Origin of the sequence: Bradyrhizobium manausense (genome assembly GCF_001440035.1) — a bacterium.
Lineage (GTDB): Bacteria > Pseudomonadota > Alphaproteobacteria > Rhizobiales > Xanthobacteraceae > Bradyrhizobium > Bradyrhizobium manausense.
In genome coordinates, this window is the sequence record NZ_LJYG01000111.1 from 25,648 (window position 1) to 45,834 (window position 20,187).

A 20,187-nucleotide genomic window follows, 5' to 3' on the forward strand; every position below is an offset into this window, starting at 1 on the left:
AGATGCTTGCCGCCAGCTCCGAGGTTCAGATCGATAATGACGAGGTCCGGGTGACCGAATGGCGGCTTGCCCCGGGCAGCGCCACCGGGCATCACACCCACGGAATGGACTATGTGATTGTTCCCGTCGTCGGCGGAGAAATGACCATCGTGGCACCGGGCGGGGAGCGTTCCAAGGCGCAGCTTGCGGCGGGAAAATCCTACTTCCGCAAAGCCGGCGTCCAACATGACGTACTTAACGAAACCTCAACCGACATCGTGTTCCTTGAGATTGAGCTGAAGGCGTAAGGCGCTCGTTACCTTTGCCATCGATCCGTCGCAGTTGATCCCTTACAATGCCCCAAAGTTCCCGCATCAGATCGCGCGGGGAGTGGCCGAGAAATGCTGAAATACCTCGCTAAAATCTCGATGGATATTTTCCCCTCGGTGCTCGCGACGATCATCGGGGCCTACATCGTTAACCACTACATCAATGCGAGGCCGGCGGCGGATACGCCAGCCGCAGTCGTGGCACCCGCCGACGCCGGCAAGAAGCCCGCTGACGTGGCCAACCTCCCGGGCCCCGGCGTGAAAGCCAAGGGCGTTTCCGAGAAGAGCATTTCCGACAAGAGCGGATCGGACAAGCCAGCGGCCGACAAGCCTGCCGACGCCAAGCCTGCCGACACCAAGCCTGCCGACACCAAGGCTGCGGACGAGGCTGCCTCGCGCGGCCGCACCCCGGCGCATGAGAAGGCGGTTGCCAAGTCCTCCCCCGTCACGTCCACGCCGGCGGCGTCCGCCGCTGCGCCGGTGGTTGAGGCCAGTTCGTCGCCGGCCGCTCCGGCCGCGACCCCCGACGCCAACGATCTCGCCCGGGCCGCCATCGAACGCCTGCGCAAGTCGCCTGAGGGCAAGGCTGCCGAGAAGGCCGCCGAAGCCAAATCGACCGAAACCAAGCCTGCCGAAGCCAAGCCTGTCGAAGCCAAGGCGGCCGAGAGGACGCCGGAGCCTGCCGTGCAGGAAGCATCCCGCACCCCAGAGGCTCCCCGTGTCGTGACGACAGTGCCGACGACGGTGCGCCCCTTGCCGCCGCCGATCAATGTGTCGACGCCGTCGCCCGAGGCCTATGGCAGTGGCGCCGCGTCGCAGGCGAATCCGCCCTACACGGCCTCGGTCAGCAACGACAATCCGAATCGGCTGACGCCGCCGGCCGATATCCCGGTCCCGGTGATCGCCCCGCCGCTCGATCTGCGCGCCGACGCCGGCGCGCCAATGCCGCGCCCCAAGACCAACGTCGCCGACGACATGCTGTCGGGCATGAAGTCGATGTTCCACGCGGTGCTGCCAAAGGGCGCCACTCCCGACTAACCAGGACGGCGTCTAAAGCGCGATGAGATTGGGTTGAATCGTCATCGCGCTTTAGCTCTTTGTTTGGGCATGATCTTTTCGGAAAACCGCTGCACACTTTTCCGGATCATGCTCTACGCCGTCCCGTGACTGTCAGCCGCCGACGCGGGCCAAGCCGCTGCGGGCGGCGTCATCGCGTGGGCGCAGCGCGACGGCCTTGTTGTAGGAAGCCGCCGCCTTGGCCTTTTCGCCCAGCCGCTCATAGGCCTGTCCCCGGGTCGTCCAGACCTGAGCATTGTGCGGATCGGCTTCGGAGGCCTCGTCGAGATCGGCCGCCGCCTCCTTGACCTTGCCGATGGCAAGATAGCTGACGGCGCGGCCGAGCAGCGGCTCGGCCTTCTGCGGATTGAGCCCGCTGGCGGCGCCGAAATCGGCGATCGCGAAGTCGTGCTCGTTATTGCCCTGATAGAGCAGGGCGCGGCCGTAGAGCGCCTGCGCATTATAGGGATCGAGGGCGACGGCGCGATTGAACTCGTCCAGCGCGGCCTGCGTCTCGCCCGACTTGGCGAAGGCTTGCGCTTTTGCCGTATGGGTCTGGGCCTCGGCGACATTGGCGGCGCTGACGGCGCTTTCAGGCGCGGCGGCCGCCTTCGGCGCTTCCTGCGGCTTGTCCTTCTCCGGCCCCAGCGAGCCCAGATCGAAGGAGCAGCCGCACAGGGCGATCCCGATCAAGGTCAGCACAAGCGGCTTGCGCCAGATCTGGCGTCGCCGCGCCAAGCTGGGCTCTGGGAAAGGGAAGGCCATCTACGGTTCGCTCGCGCTAGAGCATGATTCGGAAAAGCGTGCAGCGGTTTTCCGAAAAGATTATGCCCAAACAACAACCTAAAGCGCGATGACAAACAATCCCGATCTCATCGCGCTTGGCGCCGCATCTGTAGTGCCCCGTCCCAGAAGGGCACCGCTCAAAAAACAATAACGCGGGCTCGGAGCCCGCGTCATCGAAAACTCAGTCCTGCATGATCGGCAAGATCAGCGCGGTCCGCGCGGACCTGCACCGGGGCCGCCACGGCCACCACGCTCGCCACCGGGGCCAGCGCCGAACACCGGCTTCGGCTTCATCGGCAGCAGGCCTTCGCGCTGCAGCTTCTTGCGGGCCAGCTTGCGCGCGCGGCGCACGGCTTCAGCCTTTTCACGAGCCTTCTTCTCAGAGGGCTTCTCGTAGTGACCGCGGAGCTTCATCTCGCGGAAAATGCCCTCGCGCTGCATCTTCTTCTTCAGCGCCTTGAGGGCTTGGTCGACATTGTTATCGCGAACGAGAACCTGCACGCGGCATCCTCTTCAGTGGATCGGATTTGAATTCTGGTAAGACGAAGGGATGGCAAAAAGCGCAAGCCCTTAACCTTGAGGGAGCGGATGTATCAGACAAAACGTGAGATGTCCACCGGCCAAGCAGATTTTCGGACCAAGTTCAGCCATTAAATACGGCGAAAATGCTCCCGTGCGGCCCCGATTTGGGTGGTTTTGGCGCAAGGACGGGCTGTTCCCGGCTGGGTTGCGCCGGACATCAGAAATCAGGGGAGACGCCACATGGATATGAAGAAATACGCTGCCGAGGCCATCGGCACGTTCTGGCTCACATTCGCAGGCTGCGGCAGCGCCGTGATCGCCGCCGGCTTTCCGCAGGTCGGCATTGGCCTCGTCGGCGTGTCCCTGGCCTTTGGCCTCAGCGTCGTCACCATGGCCTATGCGATCGGTCACATCTCGGGCTGCCATCTCAACCCGGCCGTCACGGTCGGCCTTGCCGCCGGCGGGNCCCGCAAGCCAGATCCTGCCTTACGTGATCGCGCAGGTCTGCGGCGCCATCGTCGCCGCCGAGCTGCTCTACGTGATCGCCAGCGGTGCGCCGGGCTTCGACGTCACCAAGGGCTTTGCCTCCAACGGTTACGACGCGCATTCGCCCGGCCAGTACAGCATGGTCGCGTGCTTCATCACCGAGGTGGTGATGACCCTGATGTTCCTGTTCGTCATCATGGGCGCGACCCATGGCCGCGCGCCGGCAGGTTTCGCGCCGCTCGCGATCGGGCTGGCGCTGGTGATGATCCATCTCGTCAGCATCCCCGTCACCAACACGTCGGTGAATCCGGCGCGCAGCACGGGCCCGGCCCTGTTCGTCGGCGGCTGGGCGCTGGCGCAGCTCTGGCTGTTCTGGATCGCACCGCTGATCGGTGGCGCGCTGGGAGGCGTGATCTATCGCTGGCTCAGCGAGGCGCCCTCGGGTGTCGTCGCAGGTGTGAAGACGGCGTGATCCAAAAGCGGGATCGCGGCTACGGTCGCCTCACTTGCTCTTCGAGGGCCTGACCTCGGTGACGTGGCCCATCTTGCGGCCGGGGCGCGGGGCGCCCTTGCCGTAGATGTGGACAGTCGCGCCGGGCACGCTCAGCCACTTCTCGTAATCATTGATCTCGTCGCCGATCAGGTTGGTCATGGTGACGACCTCACCGTGGCGCACGGGCTTGCCGAGCGGCCAGCCGGCGATGGCGCGGATGTGCTGCTCGAACTGTGAGACGGAGGCGCCGTCGAGCGTCCAATGTCCGGAATTATGCACGCGCGGGGCAATCTCGTTGACCAGCACCTTCGATCCGCCGCCATTGGCGAGCACGAACATCTCCACCGCGAGCACACCGACATAGTCGAGCGCGGTCGCGATCTTGCCGGCAATGCTGCGCGCCTCCTCGGCGAGCGCATCCGGGATCGGTGCTGGTGCGCGGGAGATCTTCAGAATGTGGTCGCGATGCTCGTTTTCGGTGACGTCGAAGCATTCGACCTCGCCCGATGCAGCGCGCGCGGCGATGACGGAGATCTCGCGCTCGTACGGGATGAAGGCTTCCAGGATCGCCGATTTGGTGGCGAGGCTGGTCCACACTTTCGCAATGTCGTCGCCCTCGCGGATGATGGCCTGGCCCTTGCCGTCATAGCCGAAGCGGCGGGTCTTCAGCACCGCGGGAAGGCCGATTCTGACGATCGCCTCGCGCAACGATGCGACCGAGGTGACGTCGGCATAGGCGGCGGTGCCGATGCCGAGCCGCGTGACAAAATCCTTCTCTGCGAGCCGGTCCTGGGTGGTCTCGAGGATCTTGCGGTTGGGCAGCACCGGACGGCGCGAATCCAGCACCAGGGCCGCCGCCGATGGAACATTCTCGAATTCATAGGTGATGACGTCGACGTCGTGGGCGAACAGCTCGAGCGCCTCGACGTCGGCATATTCGGCGCAGGTCGCGTTCAGCACCACGTCGAAAGCCGGCGAGTCCGGATCGGGCGAGAACACCTGGCAGCGCAGGCCGAGCCGCGCCGCGGCCATGGCCAGCATTCGACCAAGTTGTCCGCCGCCGAGGATTCCGATGGTGTCGCCGGGCTTCAGCTTCACCTGCTTTGCGTCAGTCACGCCTTGCCCTCCGGGCGCTCGGCAACCGCCTCGGTCTGCGCCTTGCGCCAAGCCGCGAGGCGATCGGACAGCGCGGGATCTGACAGCGCCAACACGGACGCCGCCAGCAGCGCCGCGTTGATCGCGCCGGCCTTGCCGATCGCGAGCGTACCGACCGGAATGCCGGCAGGCATCTGAACGATCGAATAGAGCGAATCGATGCCCTTCAGCGTCCTGGACTCGACGGGGACGCCGAACACAGGCAGTTCCGTCAGGGCCGCGGCCATGCCGGGCAGATGCGCGGCCCCGCCGGCGCCGGCGATGATGACCTTGAACCCTTCAGCCTTGGCGCCCTTGGCGAAGGTAAACAGCCGGTCGGGGGTGCGGTGAGCCGAAACGATGCGGGTGTCAGAGGCGACACCGAGCGCTGCGAGCGTGTCGGCGGCATGCCGCATCGTCTCCCAGTCCGACTGGCTTCCCATGATGATGGCGATCGGCGCGGTCATGACGTCAATTGTGCTCGGAAAACAGAAAGATAGGCCAGATTAATGGTTCCGGCCGGCGGCTCGCAAGGCGGTGGCAAGGAGAAGGGAATGCACTATCCTGTCTTGGTGAATCCCCGCAAGCCTTCATTGAGCAGGATGCCCATGAAGAAACCGAAAAGGGCGACCGCTGCGAAGGCCAAAAAGGGCCGGAAAACCAGCGGGCGCCGAACGAAAGCTGCAGCCAAGCGGGCTGCGGCTGCCGCGCCGCGTCGCGTGACCGCCGTTGGCGCCAAGGAGGCCGGCAAGGACGGCAGCAAGGCGACCATCCGCGACCTGCGGACCAAGCTCACGCAGGCGCTCCGACGCATCGCCGAGCTCGAGGCTGCAGCGGACACCGATTTCCTGCTCGACATTCCCAACCGGCGCGGCTTCGAGCGCGAGCTCCAGCGCGCCATCGCTTACATGAAGCGCTACCGTGCCAGCGGTGCGCTGATCGTGCTCGACGTCGACCGGCTGAAGCCGATCAATGATTCCTTCGGCCATGCTGCCGGCGACGAGGTGCTCAAGGCGATTGCCAACACGCTGACGCGACAGATCCGCGCGTCCGACGTGGTCGGCCGTCGCGGTGGCGATGAGTTTGCTCTGCTGTTGTGGAATCTCAGCGAGACCGACGCGAAGGCGAAGGCTGCCATCCTGGAACAGGCGATCGACGATTTGTCGTTCACCTTTCGCGGGCAGCACGTGACCGCGGGCGCCTCCGCCGGTGTCGCGCTGCTCGGTGCGCACTCAGATGCTGCTCGTGCGCTGGAGGAGGCCGATGCCGCCATGTATGTGCGCAAGGCGCACCGGCGCCACGAGCCGCGGATCAGGCTTGTGAGCAGCTAGGCATGATCCGGACTCGAAGGGCCGCGTTAGCGCAAAGTGTGCAGCGGTTTTCCCTCGCGACATCAGCGCAACGCGTTTGCGCGGAGATCATGCTCGAACAACAAGACTCTACAGCGTTGCGAGATCTTCCGGCACGTTGCCGAATTTGCGCAGCAGCGTGGCATCGCCGAATTCACCGGTCATGGGATCGCCGCTGCGACTGAACGCGACTGCGCCGATATGGCCGGTGCCGCGCGCCAAGACTTCGGCGCGCCGCAGCGCGGCCGTAGGGCTCTGGCATTCTTCTGCGGCGCCGGCGACAGGCGATCCGTCGGCATCGATCAGGAAGGGCATTGCAACGTAGTAGGTCACATCTGACATGGCGTTGCTCCAATGGTGGGGTCTTAAGCGGCGCTGCTCCTGCTGCGCGAAGCCTCCGGAATGCAACCGGCGGAAATCGCCGCCTGCAATTCTTCCAGCTCGGCTTCCAGATATTCGTTGGCCATGATCAGCGCTTTGATGGTGCTGCGCAGGTTGCCGTCGCACATCGCGATCGCCTGATCGCAGGCCTGTTCATAGTGGCTGTGGTCGAGAAGGGCTGGGACTGACATCGGCGGTGTCCTTGCGGGTGTCCTTGGGCATTAGCTGTGGGCGTTAGCCTTGGGTGTTAGCTTTGGGTGTTAGCCTTGGGTGTTCTTGGGGCGGCGGGACTCATGTTCTTCTTTTGTTCTTTTTGAGTCAAGCGGATTCACGTGGCGGCATTCCGCGACCGCTCACGGATCACGCAATGATATCAGGGGTAATCTGGTCTTCGATGAACGCGATACGGTCCCGCAACAACAGCTTGCGTTTCTTCAACCGCTGTAACCGCAACAGGTCGGGGGCAGGCGATTGATGCAGTGCATCGATCGCCGCGTCGAGATCTCGGTGTTCCTGCTGCAACCGGGTGAGCTCGGCTTCGAGTTCACGCTCGTCTTCATGGGTCATGTCTGCGGTGGCCGAAAACCGATAGGCTTGAGATCAAGGCTGTGGATGCCCTGTGGAAATTATCGTCCTTGCGCGGCTTGATCGCAAGCGATCTGCGGCCTTCCTGCACCCCTCTCCCGCAAGATATTTCGACGATTCGGGAAGCGCGCGGCGCAAGCACATTGATATCATGGATTCTTCGACGCACGGTTCCTTACTCACGCTTCGTTACATATGAATTTTCAAAAATGACCGTGCGACGACGGATACATATCGACAGAACGAATCGCTGATGTACACTTGCGCGTCCGGATCGAATCCAAGGTTCACCCCTACCGAGGAGGTTTCGAATGACAATTCAGGCACATCTGGTTGAATTGGAACGGAAGCACAAAACTCTCGAAAACGAATTGCACGAAGCGCTCGTGCACCTTTCAACAGACGACCTGCAAATTGTTGAGTTGAAGCGCCGCAAATTGATGGTCAAGGACCAGATTGAACGACTGAAGCAGACCGGCGACACGCTTCACTAGTAACCCCCGTAACAGCGTCAAGTTTGATCGTATCCTTTCAGGCAGGGACGAAAGCCTTTGCGCTCGTCCCTGCTGCAAGGTGCGCACCCGCGCGATCATCGTGCACAGCAGGCTTTGTGACGCGAGCCGGTTCTCACTCCGGCTCCAACGCTCTCTAGATTTCCGCGAGCTCTGCGACGTGGTCCGCGATCGCGAGCGAGGACGTCAGTCCCGGCGATTCGATTCCGAACAGATTGATCAGTCCTGCGACACCATGGTCGCGCGGACCCTGCATGAGAAAATCCTGCGTTGCCACCGCCGGCGGTACGATCTTGGGGCGGATGCCCGAATAACTCGGCATCAACGCGCCATCGGGCAGCGTCGGCCAGTATTTGCGGATTGCAGGATAGAACCGTTCGGCGCGCGACGGATCGACCTCATAGTCGATCGTCTCGATCCATTCGACATCGGGGCCGAATCGCGCTTGTCCTGCCATGTCCAGCGTCAGATGCACCCCAAGCCCGCCGGGTTCGGGCACCGGATAGATCAGGCGCGAGAACGGCGCGCGCGCATTGCAGCTGAAATAATTGCCCTTGGCGAGATAGGCCGGCGGAATCCGGTCGAGCGGCATGCCGTCGATGTGGCGCGCCACTGATGTCGCCGACAATCCCGCGGCATTGACGAGCAGGTCGCATTGCAACGTCATCGGCGCTTCGCCGCCGGCTTCGAGCTCGATCACGCCCGCCTCCGCCTTGGCGCGGATCAGCGGCGTGTGAAACGCAAAGGCCGCGCCCGCCTCCTCGGCCTCACCCCGCAGCGAGAGCATATAGGCATGGCTGTCGATGATGCCTGTCGACGGCGACAGCAGGGCGGCGTCGCAGGCCAGCGCCGGCTCCAGCGCGCGCGCGGCCTCGCCGGACAGCAACTGCATGTCGAGCACGCCATTGGCCTCGGCATGCGCCTTGATCGATTGCAGCTTCTCGGTTTCCTTCGCATTGGTCGCGACGATCAGCTTGCCGCAGTTCTTGTGCGGAATGCCGCGCTCGCCGCAATAGCGATACAGCGCATGCTTGCCGCTGACGCACATGCGCGCCATCCAGCTTCCGGCACGGTAGTAGATCCCGGCATGGATCACTTCGCTGTTGCGTGAGGAGGTGACGGTGCCGATGGCCTCGGCTTCCTCGAGCACGATCACCTCGCGCCCGGCCTGTGCGAGCCTCCTTGCCACCGCGAGCCCGATCACGCCGGCTCCGACGACAACGCAATCCACCCTATCCATGGCGATGCAGAAGTCCCGCTGAAGGTGGTGCCGATGGTTCCGGTTTGCCTGGGAAACGCGCTGCGCGGGCGTTATCCGTTAAGAAAGCATTTATCATGTCAGGGCAATTGCCGTATTTCACGTCACATTTTTCTATCGGGCCTACAGGCGTTTACCCGATCCCAACCCGTGAAGCCAGACAATCCGCAGTTGAAATTGCGGGTGGCTGATGGCTGAGAAGAACTGGCAGGAAGGCAGCATGCTTCCGATTGCTGTACAGGCCCTCGTGTGCCTGACCAGCGCGGTCGCGCCTTCGCGTGCCTATGCCAACGGCTTCGTTTCGCCCAACCAGCTTGCCGATGTCGACCCCATTCTGGTCTGGGAAGCCCTGATCGGCGGAGTTGTCGTCTGCGCGTTCCTGGTTGCTATCGCGCTGTGGATCCACTCCGCCCAGCGCCGGAGCAACCGTTCGCAGTTGCGGCGCAACGCCTTCATCTCCTCGGCCATGAACAATCTCAACCAGGGCGTGGTGATGACGGATGCGCAGCAGCGCGTCATCTTCTGCAACGACCGCTATCTCGAGATCTACGGCCTTGCGCGCTCGGACCTGTGGACCGGCATGACCGGCTGCGACATCCTCGGGTTGCGCCGCAAGCGCGGCGTTCTTGGTGTTTCTGACGATGAGTTCTACGAGAAGGCGGCGAGTCCTAACGGCCTGGTCACGGAACTGTCCGATGGCCGCGCCATTCTGGTTAAGTACTTCGTGCTGCCCAATGGCGGCTCGGTGGCGACCCATCTCGACGTCAGCGAGCAGCGCGCACTCTCGCGGCAGCTCGCCTCGACCAAGCAGTTCCTGGAAACGGTGCTGGACAACGTTCCGGCTTGCGTCGCCGCGAAGAACATCGAGGACGGTCGCTATATCTTCGCCAACCGGGCCTATGAGCACTTCTGGGGCTTTTCGCGGGGCCAGGTCGTCGGCAAGAATGCGCGCGAGCTGTTCGGCCCGAAATCGGCTGACAGCATCGAGGCGACCGATCGGGCCGCGTTGATGGCGCCCGGAGGACAATATCGCAACGAATTCGAGGTCGAGGTCGACGCGGCCCGCCGCAAGGTGGCATCGATCCGGATCGTGGTCCGCAACGAGAGCAACAAGCCGCAGTTCCTGCTGATCGTGTTCGAGGACATCACCGATCGGCAATCGCTGTCGATGGAACTGGAAAGCACCAAGAAGTTCCTCGAGCTTGTGGTCGACAACATTCCGGTGGCGTTGATCGTGGAACAGGTCAAGGACGGCCGCTACCTGCTCGCCAACCGCAGCGCCGAGACGATTCTGAACCGCCGGCGCGAGGAAGCCACCGGCCTGACCGCCTCCGACATCTTCAATGCCAAGGAAGCCAAGCTGATCATCGCGCGCGACGAGGCCGCCATCAAAAAACGCGGGATGATCACCGAGGAGCATCCGATCTCCACCAAGGACGGCTTGCGCCTGTTCCTGACCCGGCGTGCCACCGTGCTCAACGATTCCGGTGAGCCGCAATATCTGATCAAGACCCACGAGGATGTCACCAACCGCCGGCAGACCGAGTCGCGGATGGCGCACATGGCCTACCACGACGGCCTCACCGATTTGCCGAACCGCGCTGCCTTCCTTCAGGCGCTGACCCAGATGATCGAAGCCTGCGAAGGCACCGACGAGGAGTTCGCAGTCCTGTGCGTCGATCTCGACGGCCTCAAGGAGGTCAACGACGTGTTCGGCCATGCGCTTGGCGACAAGCTGTTGATCGAGGTGGCGCAGCGGCTGCAGGACACAGCACGCGGCGGCCTGGTGGCGCGCCTGTCCGGCGACGAGTTCGGCCTGATCATCGACGGCAAGCAGCCCGACGCGGGCCTCGCGCTGGCGCAGCAGCTTGACGAGGCGCTCGCGCCGGAATTCCACATCGACGGCCGCGCGGTCCGCGCCGGTATCACCACCGGCATGTCGGTCTTTCCGCACAATGGTCCCGATGGTGCCTCGCTGCTCGCCAATGCCGGCGCGGCCCTGTTCCGCGCCAAGCAGAAATCGCGCGGCACGATCAGCCTCTACCAGCCCGAGATGGACCAGCAGATCCGCGACCGCCGCGTGCTGCACCAGGACCTGTCGAAGGCGATCAAGAATGGCGAGCTTTCGCTGGCGTTCCAGCCGCAGGGCGTCGCGCGCAACAGCGTTGCCGAGAGCGAGATCATCGGCTTCGAGGCCTTGGCGCGCTGGCAGCACCCGGTGCGCGGCCAGGTCTCGCCGGCCGAATTCATCCCGATCGCGGAAGAAAGCGGCCTGATCGTCGAAATGGGCGAATGGATCCTGCGCGAGGTCTGCCGCGAGGCGGCGTCGTGGCCGAAGCCAATGCAGGTCGCGGTCAATCTGTCGCCGGCGCAGTTCATGCACGGTGACGTGGTCGGTCTCGTCCATTCGATCCTGATCGAGACCGGGCTTGCGCCCGGCCGGCTCGAACTGGAAATCACCGAAGGCGTGCTGATCGAGGACTTTGATCGCGGCCTGGCGCTGCTGCGCCGCCTGAAGTCGCTGGGCGTTCGCATCTCGATGGACGATTTCGGCAGCGGTTATTCCTCGCTGAGCTATCTCCAGGCCTTCCCGTTCGACAAGATCAAGATCGATCGCGCCTTCATCATGAATCTGGGCCGCAACCCGCAATCGGCGGCGATCGTTCGCGCCGTGATCGATCTCGGTCACGGCCTCGAAATGTCAATCATCGCCGAGGGCGTCGAGACGCTCGATCAGCTCGCTTTCCTTGCCAAGGAGGGCTGCGACGGTGTGCAGGGTTATCTGCTCGGCAAGCCGCTGCCCATCGGAAAATATGCCGACCTCGTCGGCCGCGGCGAGGCCATGGAGCTTGCGCTCAAGACCGGCTAGTGGTGGCGGGTACTTGGCTCGCTCCCTTCAACGGTTTCATGGCGGATTACGACCTCGCGATCATCGGTGGTGGCCTGAACGGTGTCAGCCTTGCCCGTGATGCCGCCGGCCGCGGGCTGCGGGTGATCCTGATCGAGCAGGGTGATCTCGGCGGTGCGGCCTCGTCGGCGACCCCTCGGTTGATCCATGGCGATCTGTCGGTGCTGGAGCGGCGCGGCTTGTGGCGCGTCCGCCGGGCACTGGCCGAGCGCCGGATCTGGCTGCGGATCGCGCCGCATCTGGTGCGGCCGATGAGTTTTGTGATCCCGGCCCATTCCGACGAGCGTCCGCCCTGGCTGTTGCGGGCGGGCCTGTATGTCTACGACGCCCTGGCGAACCGCGACGGCCTTCCGGCATCGACGACGCTCGACATCACGCATCATCCGGTCGGTAACGCGCTGAAGCGGCCGTTCGGCATTGCCTTCGCATATGCCGATTGCGTCGTCGACGATTCGCGCCTGGTGGTGCTCACGGCACTGGATGCCGCCGAACGTGGCGCCGCGATCCGGACCGGGGCGCGTTGTGTGCGGGCCGACAGGACCGATACTTGGCGGCTCGCTGTCGTCGATCGCGGTCATCGCCGCACGATCACGGCCCGCGCGCTGGCCAATACCAGCGGCGCCTGGACGTCGATGGTCGCGGAGACCGTGCTGCGGCTGCCGCAGCCGGCCATGGCGGCCGTGCAGATGAGCCAGATCATCGTGCCAAGGCTGTTCGAGTCCGACAATGTCTATGTGTTCCAGAACAACGATGGCCGGCTGATCTTTGCCAGCCCGTTCGAGCGCGACTTCACGCTGGTCGGCACCGTCACCCATGATTTCACCGGCGATCCCGCCATCGTCGCGATGCCGGGCGCCGATGTCAGCTATCTCTGCGAGGCCGTGAACCGCTATTTCCGCGAGCGCGTCGCGCCGACCGACGTGGTGCGCACGGTCACCGGCGTCAATTTGGTGCCTGCGTCGGCGCGGCGACGCGACGGCACGACGTTGTTCCACGCGCGCCGGCGCAAGGCACCGCTGCTCACGATGTTCGGCGGCGCGATCACGACCTCGCGCTTCCGCGCCGAACGGGCGGTGACGCTGATGACGCCGTTCTATCCGATGTCGCGGCCCTGGACTTCCGGCGCGGCCTTGCCGGGCGGCGATTTCGCCTGGGATCGTTTCGAGACCGAGGTCGATCTCGCGTGCCACCGCTGGCGCCTTCTGAAGGAGCCGCAAGCCCGGCGCATGGTTGCCGCCTACGGCTCGCGATTGCCTGATGTGCTGGGCGAGGCGAAGACACGCGAAGAGCTCGGCCCAAGCTTCGGCCCCGACCTGACCGGCGCCGAGGTGCGCTATCTCATGAGCAAGGAATGGGCGCGCTTTCCCGAGGACATCCTGTGGCGCCGCTCCAAGCTCGGCCTGACGATGCCTGCCGCGGACCGCGACGCGCTGGCTGCGTTCATGGCGGGTGCTAGTCAGCGGTAGCGGCGTAGCCCGGATGGAGCGAAGCGCAATCCGGGAAAGTGTCTCCGCCGATGGACCGCCCCGGATTTCGCTTGCGCTCCATCCGGGCTACGGAGCGAGTGCAAGTTGTCCTCGAACCGGTTGAGCAAAGGCCGATCCGCCGCTAGCGTGCGGCGGCATTGGGGTTGGCAGGGACTATGACTGACGAATTGCCGAGAAGGGATGCCGGGGCGAAAACGGCAGGAGATGCGTATCCGGCCGCGGGCGAGCCGCTGCTGCGCGTCGAGGGCGTCGTCAAGACGTTCGGGACATTCCGTGCGGTCGACGGCGTGTCGCTCGAGATCAAGGCCGGCGAGTTCTTTGCGCTGCTCGGCCCCAGCGGCTGCGGCAAGACCACGCTGCTGCGCATGCTCGCGGGCTTCGAGGCCCCGGACGAAGGGCGCATCCTGCTCGGCGGCAAGGACATCGCGCAGGCGCTGCCGCATGAGCGTCCGATCAACATGATGTTCCAGAACTACGCGCTGTTTCCGCATCTGTCGGTGCGCGACAACATCGCCTTCGGCCTCAAGCGCGCCAATATGGCGCGGTCCGACATCGCAACGCGCGTCGCGGAGATGGTCGCGCTGGTCAAGCTCGAGGGGCTGGAGAAGCGCAAGCCGGACCAGCTCTCCGGCGGCCAGCGCCAGCGCGTCGCGCTGGCCCGGGCGCTGGCGCGCCGGCCGCAGCTTCTGCTACTCGACGAGCCGCTCGCGGCCCTCGACAAGAAGCTGCGCGAAAACACGCAAGGCGAGCTGATGGAGCTGCAGCGTCGGCTCGGCATGACCTTCATCATTGTCACCCACGATCAGGAAGAGGCGATGACGATGGCCAGCCGGATCGGCGTGATGAAGTCAGGCAAGCTTGCGCAGGTCGGCGCGCCGCGCGATCTCTACGAGGCGCCGCGTTCGCGCTGGATCGCGGAGTTCGTCGGCGACATCAATCTGTTCGACGCCGAATCCAAATTGCGCGACGGTCATCGCCTCGTGGTCGGCACGCGCGATGCCGGTGCGCTGGTTGTGGCCGAGCCGCGTGAACCGGTCGGCGAAGGAAAGTTCTCGGTCGCGATCCGTCCCGAGAAGGTCAAGCTGTCGCGCCGCGGCCCGGTGAGCGAGACCGGCCACGCAACGGCGATCAACCGGCTCGACGGCGTGATCGCCGACATCTGCTATCTCGGCGGCACCACCACCTACAAGGTGAAGCTTGATACCGGTGGAATGCTGCAGGCCTCGGTCGCCAACAGTGCGCGCCTCGATGTCGATGCCTATAGCCTGAACCAGCAAATCGTCGCCTGGTTCACGCCCGACGACTGCGTGGTGCTGCCGTCATGAGCGCGCGCCGGATTTTCGCGCGGCCGGCGCGCCTCGCCGCGATCGCGCCCTATGTCTGGATGGTGCTGTTCTTCCTGGTGCCGTTCGGCTTCGTGCTGAAGATCAGCCTGTCGCAGACCGCGATCGCGCAGCCGCCTTATGAGCCGGTGTTCGACCTGACGGCGGGGTGGACCGCCATTCATGCAGCCTTTGCTGCGCTCTCGATCGACAATTTCAAGCTGCTCGCCTCCGACGACATCTATGTGTTCGCCTATTTGCGCAGCCTGACCGTTGCCGCGGCGGCGACCGCATTGCTGCTGCTGATCGGCTATCCCATCGGCTACGGCATGGCGCGACTGCCAAAACGCTGGCAGCCGGTGGCGATGGTGCTGGTGATCGTGCCGTTCTGGACTTCGTTCCTGATCCGCATCTATGCCTGGATCAACATCCTTCAGCACGACGGCCTGCTCAATCAGATCCTGCGTGCGCTGCACCTGGTCAGTCGGCCGGTGGTGTGGCTCTCCACCGACACCGCGATGTATATCGGCATCGTCTATTCCTACCTGCCGTTCATGATCCTGCCGCTCTATGCCACGCTCGCCAAGATGGAGCCGGCGCTGGAGGAAGCTGCGGGGGATCTCGGTGCGCCGCCCTGGCAGGTGTTCTGGCTCGTGACCTTCCCGCTGTCGCTGCCGGGCGTCGGCGCCGGCGTGCTGCTCTGCTTCATCCCTGTTGTCGGCGAGTTCGTGATCCCGGATCTTCTCGCCGGCTCCAGCTCGCTGATGATCGGCCAGACGCTGTGGCTCGAATTCTTCACCAACAAGGATTGGCCGGTGGCCTCAGCCGCGGCGATCGTGCTGCTCGTCGTGCTGCTGCTGCCGCTTCTGCTCTATGAGCGGCTGCAGCGTCGGCAGCTTGAGGAGCGGTAGATGCGCAAATTCTCCCGCCTGTCCCGCTTCAATATCGCCTCGCTCGCGCTGGGGTTCGCCTTCCTTTATCTGCCGATCCTCATCCTCGTCATCTATTCTTTCAACGCCTCGCGGCTGGTGACGGTGTGGGGCGGCTGGTCGCTGCGCTGGTATCGCGAGTTCTTCGCCGACCGTGCCATGATCGAGGCGTCCTGGATGAGCCTGCGCGTCGCGGTCGCCTCGGCGACGATCGCCACGCTGCTCGGCACGCTGGCCGCGGTGGCGCTGTCGCGCGGCGAGCGCTTTCGCGGCCGCACGCTGTTCTCCGGGATGCTCTATGCGCCGCTGGTGATGCCGGAGGTGATTACGGGATTGTCGCTGCTGCTGCTGTTCGTGGCGCTGGACGCCGAGCGCGGCTTCTGGACCGTGACGATCGCGCACACCACGCTGACGATGTGCTTCGTCGCCGTCGTCGTGCAGTCGCGCCTCGGCTCGCTCGACCGCTCGCTGGAGGAAGCGGCGATGGATCTCGGTTGCGCGCCTGCGCGCGCCTTCCTGTCGGTGACGCTGCCGCTGATCGCGCCTGCGATCGTCGCCGGATGGATGCTCGCTTTCACGCTCTCGCTCGACGATCTCGTGATCGCGAGCTTCACCACCGGCCCCGGCTCGGCGACGCTGCCGATCCGGATCTATTCCGAGGTGCGACTCGGTGTGAAACCGGAGATCAATGCGATCTGCACGCTGGTGATCGCCCTGATCGCGCTCGTCATCGTCCTCGCCTCGCTCGCTTCAAAACTGTCGAGCGCGCAGGGCGAGAGCGCTGCGCCTCTCTAGATGGGGAATGGGTCATGATGTTCGTCTATCAAATCCTGATCCATACTCCGCTTTGGGTGTGGATCCTGCTGGCCTATCTGGTCTGGCAGGGCATCAAGTCGATGCAGCCGCGCAAGGCGCCGATCTGGCGTGCATTGATCGTTCCCGTCGTCTTCATCGCCTGGGGCATTTCGAGGATCGGTTTCGGACACCAGGACAGCCAATGGCCGCTGGTCGCCTGGGTCGTCGCAGCGATCATGCTGCTGCCGCTCGGCGTGCTGACACCGCGTCCGTTCGATGTCGATCACAAGACGGGAGAGATCATCCGTCCAGGCAGCGCGTTCGCGCTGATTCGCAACCTCGTCGTGTTCACCCTGCAATACACGGTGAGCGTGATCTCCGCCATCGACGCAGGCGACCGAGCGCTCGCAATCGTCGTCGGCCGCGCCATCTCGGGCGCGACCGCCGGCTATTTCTTCGGCTCGATGATCGCGCTGCTGCTCGCCTATCGCAGGAAGCGCGCCCAGGATGTCTAGGACTTCACCGCACCCGCCGTCAGCCCGCCCACCATGTAGCGGCGGAAGGCGTAATAGACCGCGGCCGGCGGCAGCGCGTAGATGAAGCCGGTGGTCATCAGCAGCTCCCAGGGCGAATCGTCTGCGGCGAGGAAGTTGCCGAGCGCGACGGGGAGCGTGATCTCGCGGTCGTTCGAGAGCAGCAGGAACGCGTAGAGATATTCGTTCCAGGCCAGCAGCACCGCATAGGTGCCGATCGCGACCAGCGAGGGCATCATCAGCGGCAGATAGACCAGGCGGAAGATCTGCAGCGTTGTCGCGCCGTCCATCACCGCGGCTTCGTCCAGCTCGACCGGGAGCTTGTCGGAAGCCTGTTTCAGCACCCAGATCGCGTAAGGCGAGGCGATCGTCACCATCGCCAGGATCAGCGCCCAGTGATTGTTGAGCAGGCCGTAATTGCCCATGGTGCGATACATCGGCACGGCGAGGAACGCCGCGGGAATGAAGTAGGTGAACAGCGCAAGGTTCAGCACTATGCGCCCGCCAGGCACTTTCAGCCGCGAGATCGAGAACGCCGCAGCCGTGGCGATGAACAGCGTCAGCACACCGACGGCGGCCGCGATCAGAGTCGAATTCCAGAACTGGACGTAGAAGTCGCGCAGGAAATAGTGCTGCTGCCTGAACACGATTTCGAAATTGTGCAGCGTCGGATGATCCGGCCACAGCTTGCCCGAGAACGCGTCTTCCTTCGGCGAGATCGCGAACAGGAACATGTGATAGATCGGAATCATCGTCCAGAGGAAGACGGGAATGCCGATCAGCAGCAGCCGCGCTTCCGTCGCGACGTCACGGAGGGAGGGAAGCTTCATCGCGACAACCGTTTCATCATGAAGTAGACGAGCGGCAGGACGAACGGCATCGCGCAGACGATGGAGGCCATCGCGAGCGAGAGCTGGTCGAGCCGGAGATAGCGGATACCGAGCGTCGACAGCACGTGCGTGAGGTCGGCCGGACCACCGCCGGTGAGCAGATAGACGCTGTTGAAATCGCCCAGCGTCCAGATCATCGAGAGCAGCGTGCAGGTGACGTAGAGCGTCTGCATCGACGGCCAGGTGATGAAGCGGAATTTCTGCCACCAGTTCGCGCCGTCGACTTCGGCGGCCTCGAACAGGTCCTGCGCGATCGCAAGGCGCCCGGTGATGAGGATCAGCGTCCAGAACGGCAGCGACTTCCAGATGTGCACGCCGATCGCCATGGTCAGCGCCACAGTCGGGTCGTTCAGCCAGTTCGGGCCGTCATCGCCGGTGAACGCGAAGATGTAGTGATTGATGATACCCCATTCGGGGTTGAGCATGAAGCGCACCGACAGGATGGTCGGGATCGACGGCACCGCCCAGGGCAGGATGAAGATCACCGAGAGCCATTTGATCCAGGTGCGCTGCTGCGCGAAGAAGCCGGACAGGAACAGGGCGATCAGCATCTTGATGTTGATGCCGATGACCAGGAAGATCAGCGTGTTGACCGCGGCGCGCGCGAAGATCGGATCGTTGTAGAGCGCGACATAATTCGACGGCGCCCGCGCCAGCCACAGCCCGTAGCAGACGGGATAGACGACGAAGGCGAGGAAGACGAGCAGATAGGGCGCGAGCAGCACGATGCCCCAAACCTGCGCCGTGGTCAGCCGCGACGCCAGGGGTGGGGCGGGGATCGCCTGATCGCCAGAGAGCGTGATCGCCATTCTTTTCGGACTCTTCAAAGAGAAGCCGGCCGCGAAACGCGACCGGTGTTGTTCTTACACCTCTCCCCGCAAAGCGGGGAGAGGGAAGTGCAAGGCTTTAGCCCGCGACCTGCTTGATGCGGGCGATCAGCTCGTCGACCGCCTTGTCGACCGGGACCTTCTCGCTGACCACCCGGTTCATCGCCTTGGCCCAGACGTTTTCGTTGTTGAGGATCGTGAACTTCCAGTTCTTGGTGAAATCGAACGGCGCAGTGCCGCCCTTGAACTGCGCGTACACGGCCTTGCGGTGCTTGTCGGCCTGCCAGAACGGGCTTTCCTGGCTCGCCTTTGTGACCGGGAACCAGCGGCCAAGCGCACCCTCGATATACGGACGGACATTGTCCTCCTCGAGCAGGAAGCTGATGAACTGCTTGGCCTCGGCCTTGTTCTTGGCCGCGGTGAAGACCAGCCCGGTCTTGACGTCGGAGCGGTAGCGGATGGTCGAACCGTCAGGCGCCTTCGGGAAGGACGCCGTGATGATGTCCTGCTCATAGGCCTTCTTGCCGGCGTCGCGCTGCTCCTGAGTAAGAGCCTGATTCTGCGAATCCTCGTACCATTTCGCCGCGATCGAGATCGTGAAGTTATGGGTCATCACGATGGTCTTGTTGTGGAAGGCGACGTTGTTGTCCGGATCCTTCCAGGTCGTCGAGGACGGCGGCGTGCAGCCCTTGATGTAGGTGTCGGTGTAGTCCTTCATCGCCTTGATCAGGTTCTCGCGAACCTTGGGATCATCGACGGTGAGCTTGCCGTCATCGTCGACCAGCTTGACGTGATAGGCGTCCATGAAGGTGTAGAACGACTGGAAAGCGTCGGTGGATTCAACGCCCATCGGCTGGCCGACGGCATAGATGCGCTGGCCGGTAGCCTTGCGGATCGCCGGCTGCACCTTGTCGCACCAGAAGCTCCAATAGCCTTCCCAGTCATTCGGAATGTCGCTCTGCTTGAAGCCGGCCTTCTCCAGCATGTCGTTCCAGATCTGGACGTGCATGCTCTGCTGCTTCAGCGGGAAGCCGTAATAGGCCTTCTTCTTGGCGACGTCGTTGTAGAGGATCGACGCATCCAGCGTATTCTGCACGAACCGATCCTTGATCGGCTCCATGACGTCGGTGAGGTCCTCGAGCTTGCCCTCATAGGCCCACTTGCCCTGTACCTGCACGTCGTAGCTGTCGGAATAGGCGACGTCGGGCACGGTGCCGGCATCGAGCGCCGCGACGGTCTTCGGAATCATGTCCTGGATCGCGTACTGCGACAATTCGACCTTGATGCCGGTCTTTGCTTCGAATTTCTTGATCGTCTCGGCGAGCGCTTCGTCCTCGGACTTGTAAAAGCCCTTGACCCACCAAACCGTAATCGCCTTTTGCTGTGCAAAGGCGGGTGCGGCGGCTGCAAACAGCCCAACTGCGGCGACCGCTAGTGACACTGCGCCAATAACCTTGGATCTCACGTTTTTCTCCCTCAAACGGCCGGTGTTTTAACCGGTCGGATAAAACACTAGCCCATGGCCGCTATCCGATCTAGCGGCATGTTGTCAGACCTAGGTCGAGGGGTGCCGGGCGCTCGGAGATGCTTAACGCGCGCATCGATCCAATCGCTGCATCAATTTGC

At 63.7% G+C, this 20,187-nt stretch carries 22 protein-coding genes and 1 pseudogene; 12 read left to right on the top strand and 11 right to left on the bottom strand.

Annotated features, from left to right (window positions below):
* Positions 1-2: 2 nt before the first annotated feature.
* Complete coding sequence (locus AOQ71_RS35645; protein WP_057757303.1) at positions 3-287, top strand: cupin domain-containing protein; 285 nt, start codon at positions 3-5, stop codon at positions 285-287.
* Positions 288-380: 93 nt separating this feature from the next.
* Entirely contained in the window at positions 381-1,346 is a 966-nt protein-coding gene (locus AOQ71_RS35650; RefSeq protein WP_057757305.1) for a hypothetical protein, read from the top strand.
* Positions 1,347-1,478: 132 nt separating this feature from the next.
* Here the strand turns inward: AOQ71_RS35650 and AOQ71_RS35655 are convergent, their stop codons facing one another.
* The gene (locus AOQ71_RS35655) at positions 1,479-2,129 is read right to left on the bottom strand and encodes a tetratricopeptide repeat protein (protein ID WP_057757306.1); all 651 of its coding nucleotides are present in this window, start codon (positions 2,127-2,129) and stop codon (positions 1,479-1,481) included.
* Positions 2,130-2,354: 225 nt separating this feature from the next.
* Complete coding sequence (gene rpsU, locus AOQ71_RS35660) at positions 2,355-2,651, bottom strand: 30S ribosomal protein S21 (protein WP_027545547.1); 297 nt, start codon at positions 2,649-2,651, stop codon at positions 2,355-2,357.
* 261 nt (positions 2,652-2,912) lie between these two features.
* Here rpsU and AOQ71_RS49140 point away from each other — a divergent pair.
* Together AOQ71_RS49140 and AOQ71_RS35665 are read left to right on the top strand one after the other, a co-directional pair.
* A partial coding sequence (locus tag AOQ71_RS49140) for an aquaporin (RefSeq protein WP_245317335.1) occupies positions 2,913-3,137 on the top strand: 225 nt, incomplete at its 3' end.
* Position 3,138: 1 nt separating this feature from the next.
* Positions 3,139-3,630, top strand: a pseudogene (locus AOQ71_RS35665) (aquaporin); the annotation flags it as partial.
* 30 nt (positions 3,631-3,660) lie between these two features.
* Here the strand turns inward: AOQ71_RS35665 and AOQ71_RS35670 are convergent.
* Complete coding sequence (locus tag AOQ71_RS35670; RefSeq protein ID WP_057757309.1) at positions 3,661-4,767, bottom strand: 5-(carboxyamino)imidazole ribonucleotide synthase; 1,107 nt, start codon at positions 4,765-4,767, stop codon at positions 3,661-3,663.
* On the bottom strand, positions 4,764-5,252 hold the full coding sequence (gene purE, locus AOQ71_RS35675; RefSeq protein WP_057757311.1) for a 5-(carboxyamino)imidazole ribonucleotide mutase: 489 nt from the start codon (positions 5,250-5,252) through the stop codon (positions 4,764-4,766). The genes AOQ71_RS35670 and purE overlap by 4 nt, the downstream gene beginning before the upstream one ends.
* 141 nt (positions 5,253-5,393) lie before the next feature.
* Here purE and AOQ71_RS35680 point away from each other — a divergent pair, with 141 nt between their 5' ends.
* Positions 5,394-6,116, top strand: a complete 723-nt coding sequence (locus AOQ71_RS35680) for a GGDEF domain-containing protein (protein WP_162268448.1) — start codon at positions 5,394-5,396, stop codon at positions 6,114-6,116.
* A gap of 108 nt (positions 6,117-6,224) precedes the next feature.
* On the opposite strand, the gene AOQ71_RS35685 is transcribed toward AOQ71_RS35680, so the two are convergent.
* The 3 genes from AOQ71_RS35685 to AOQ71_RS35695 all read right to left on the bottom strand — a co-directional run bounded on the left by AOQ71_RS35685 (position 6,225) and on the right by AOQ71_RS35695 (position 7,082).
* Positions 6,225-6,476, bottom strand: coding sequence for a hypothetical protein (locus AOQ71_RS35685; RefSeq protein WP_057757313.1), 252 nt, complete (start codon positions 6,474-6,476; stop codon positions 6,225-6,227).
* 23 nt (positions 6,477-6,499) lie between these two features.
* A complete protein-coding gene (locus AOQ71_RS35690) occupies positions 6,500-6,706 on the bottom strand; it encodes a hypothetical protein (protein ID WP_057757315.1) in 207 nt (68 codons plus the stop codon).
* Between the two features lie 169 nt (positions 6,707-6,875).
* Positions 6,876-7,082 carry a YdcH family protein gene (locus tag AOQ71_RS35695; protein WP_018641547.1) on the bottom strand — a complete coding sequence of 69 codons (207 nt, stop codon included), beginning with the start codon at positions 7,080-7,082 and terminating at the stop codon, positions 6,876-6,878.
* A 329-nt stretch (positions 7,083-7,411) separates the two neighbouring features.
* Here AOQ71_RS35695 and AOQ71_RS35700 point away from each other — a divergent pair, with 329 nt between their 5' ends.
* Entirely contained in the window at positions 7,412-7,594 is a 183-nt protein-coding gene (locus AOQ71_RS35700) for a YdcH family protein (protein ID WP_057757317.1), read from the top strand.
* Between the two features lie 154 nt (positions 7,595-7,748).
* Here the strand turns inward: AOQ71_RS35700 and AOQ71_RS35705 are convergent, their stop codons facing one another.
* A complete protein-coding gene (locus tag AOQ71_RS35705) occupies positions 7,749-8,852 on the bottom strand; it encodes an NAD(P)/FAD-dependent oxidoreductase (RefSeq protein ID WP_057757319.1) in 1,104 nt (367 codons plus the stop codon).
* A gap of 208 nt (positions 8,853-9,060) precedes the next feature.
* Here AOQ71_RS35705 and AOQ71_RS35710 point away from each other — a divergent pair, with 208 nt between their 5' ends.
* The 6 genes from AOQ71_RS35710 to AOQ71_RS35735 all read left to right on the top strand — a co-directional run bounded on the left by AOQ71_RS35710 (position 9,061) and on the right by AOQ71_RS35735 (position 16,826).
* Complete coding sequence (locus AOQ71_RS35710; protein ID WP_057757321.1) at positions 9,061-11,739, top strand: sensor domain-containing protein; 2,679 nt, start codon at positions 9,061-9,063, stop codon at positions 11,737-11,739.
* 38 nt (positions 11,740-11,777) lie between these two features.
* Complete coding sequence (locus AOQ71_RS35715) at positions 11,778-13,244, top strand: glycerol-3-phosphate dehydrogenase (protein WP_057757583.1); 1,467 nt, start codon at positions 11,778-11,780, stop codon at positions 13,242-13,244.
* A 176-nt stretch (positions 13,245-13,420) separates the two neighbouring features.
* The gene (locus AOQ71_RS35720) at positions 13,421-14,590 is read left to right on the top strand and encodes an ABC transporter ATP-binding protein (RefSeq protein WP_057757324.1); all 1,170 of its coding nucleotides are present in this window, start codon (positions 13,421-13,423) and stop codon (positions 14,588-14,590) included.
* On the top strand, positions 14,587-15,498 hold the full coding sequence (locus tag AOQ71_RS35725; RefSeq protein ID WP_057757326.1) for an ABC transporter permease: 912 nt from the start codon (positions 14,587-14,589) through the stop codon (positions 15,496-15,498). The genes AOQ71_RS35720 and AOQ71_RS35725 overlap by 4 nt, the downstream gene beginning before the upstream one ends.
* On the top strand, positions 15,499-16,311 hold the full coding sequence (locus tag AOQ71_RS35730) for an ABC transporter permease (protein WP_057757328.1): 813 nt from the start codon (positions 15,499-15,501) through the stop codon (positions 16,309-16,311). It begins immediately after the preceding gene.
* A 14-nt stretch (positions 16,312-16,325) separates the two neighbouring features.
* Positions 16,326-16,826, top strand: coding sequence for a DUF6622 family protein (locus AOQ71_RS35735; RefSeq protein ID WP_057757330.1), 501 nt, complete (start codon positions 16,326-16,328; stop codon positions 16,824-16,826).
* On the opposite strand, the gene AOQ71_RS35740 is transcribed toward AOQ71_RS35735, so the two are convergent.
* The 3 genes from AOQ71_RS35740 to AOQ71_RS35750 form a co-directional block, all read right to left on the bottom strand.
* Positions 16,823-17,674: a carbohydrate ABC transporter permease gene (locus tag AOQ71_RS35740; protein ID WP_057757332.1), complete on the bottom strand. Its 852-nt coding sequence runs from the start codon at positions 17,672-17,674 to the stop codon at positions 16,823-16,825. The two genes, AOQ71_RS35735 and AOQ71_RS35740, sit on opposite strands and share 4 nt — an antisense overlap.
* On the bottom strand, positions 17,671-18,543 hold the full coding sequence (locus AOQ71_RS35745) for a carbohydrate ABC transporter permease (protein ID WP_057757334.1): 873 nt from the start codon (positions 18,541-18,543) through the stop codon (positions 17,671-17,673). The genes AOQ71_RS35740 and AOQ71_RS35745 overlap by 4 nt, the downstream gene beginning before the upstream one ends.
* A 97-nt stretch (positions 18,544-18,640) precedes the next feature.
* Complete coding sequence (locus AOQ71_RS35750) at positions 18,641-20,026, bottom strand: ABC transporter substrate-binding protein (protein WP_057757336.1); 1,386 nt, start codon at positions 20,024-20,026, stop codon at positions 18,641-18,643.
* Positions 20,027-20,187 lie beyond the last annotated feature (161 nt).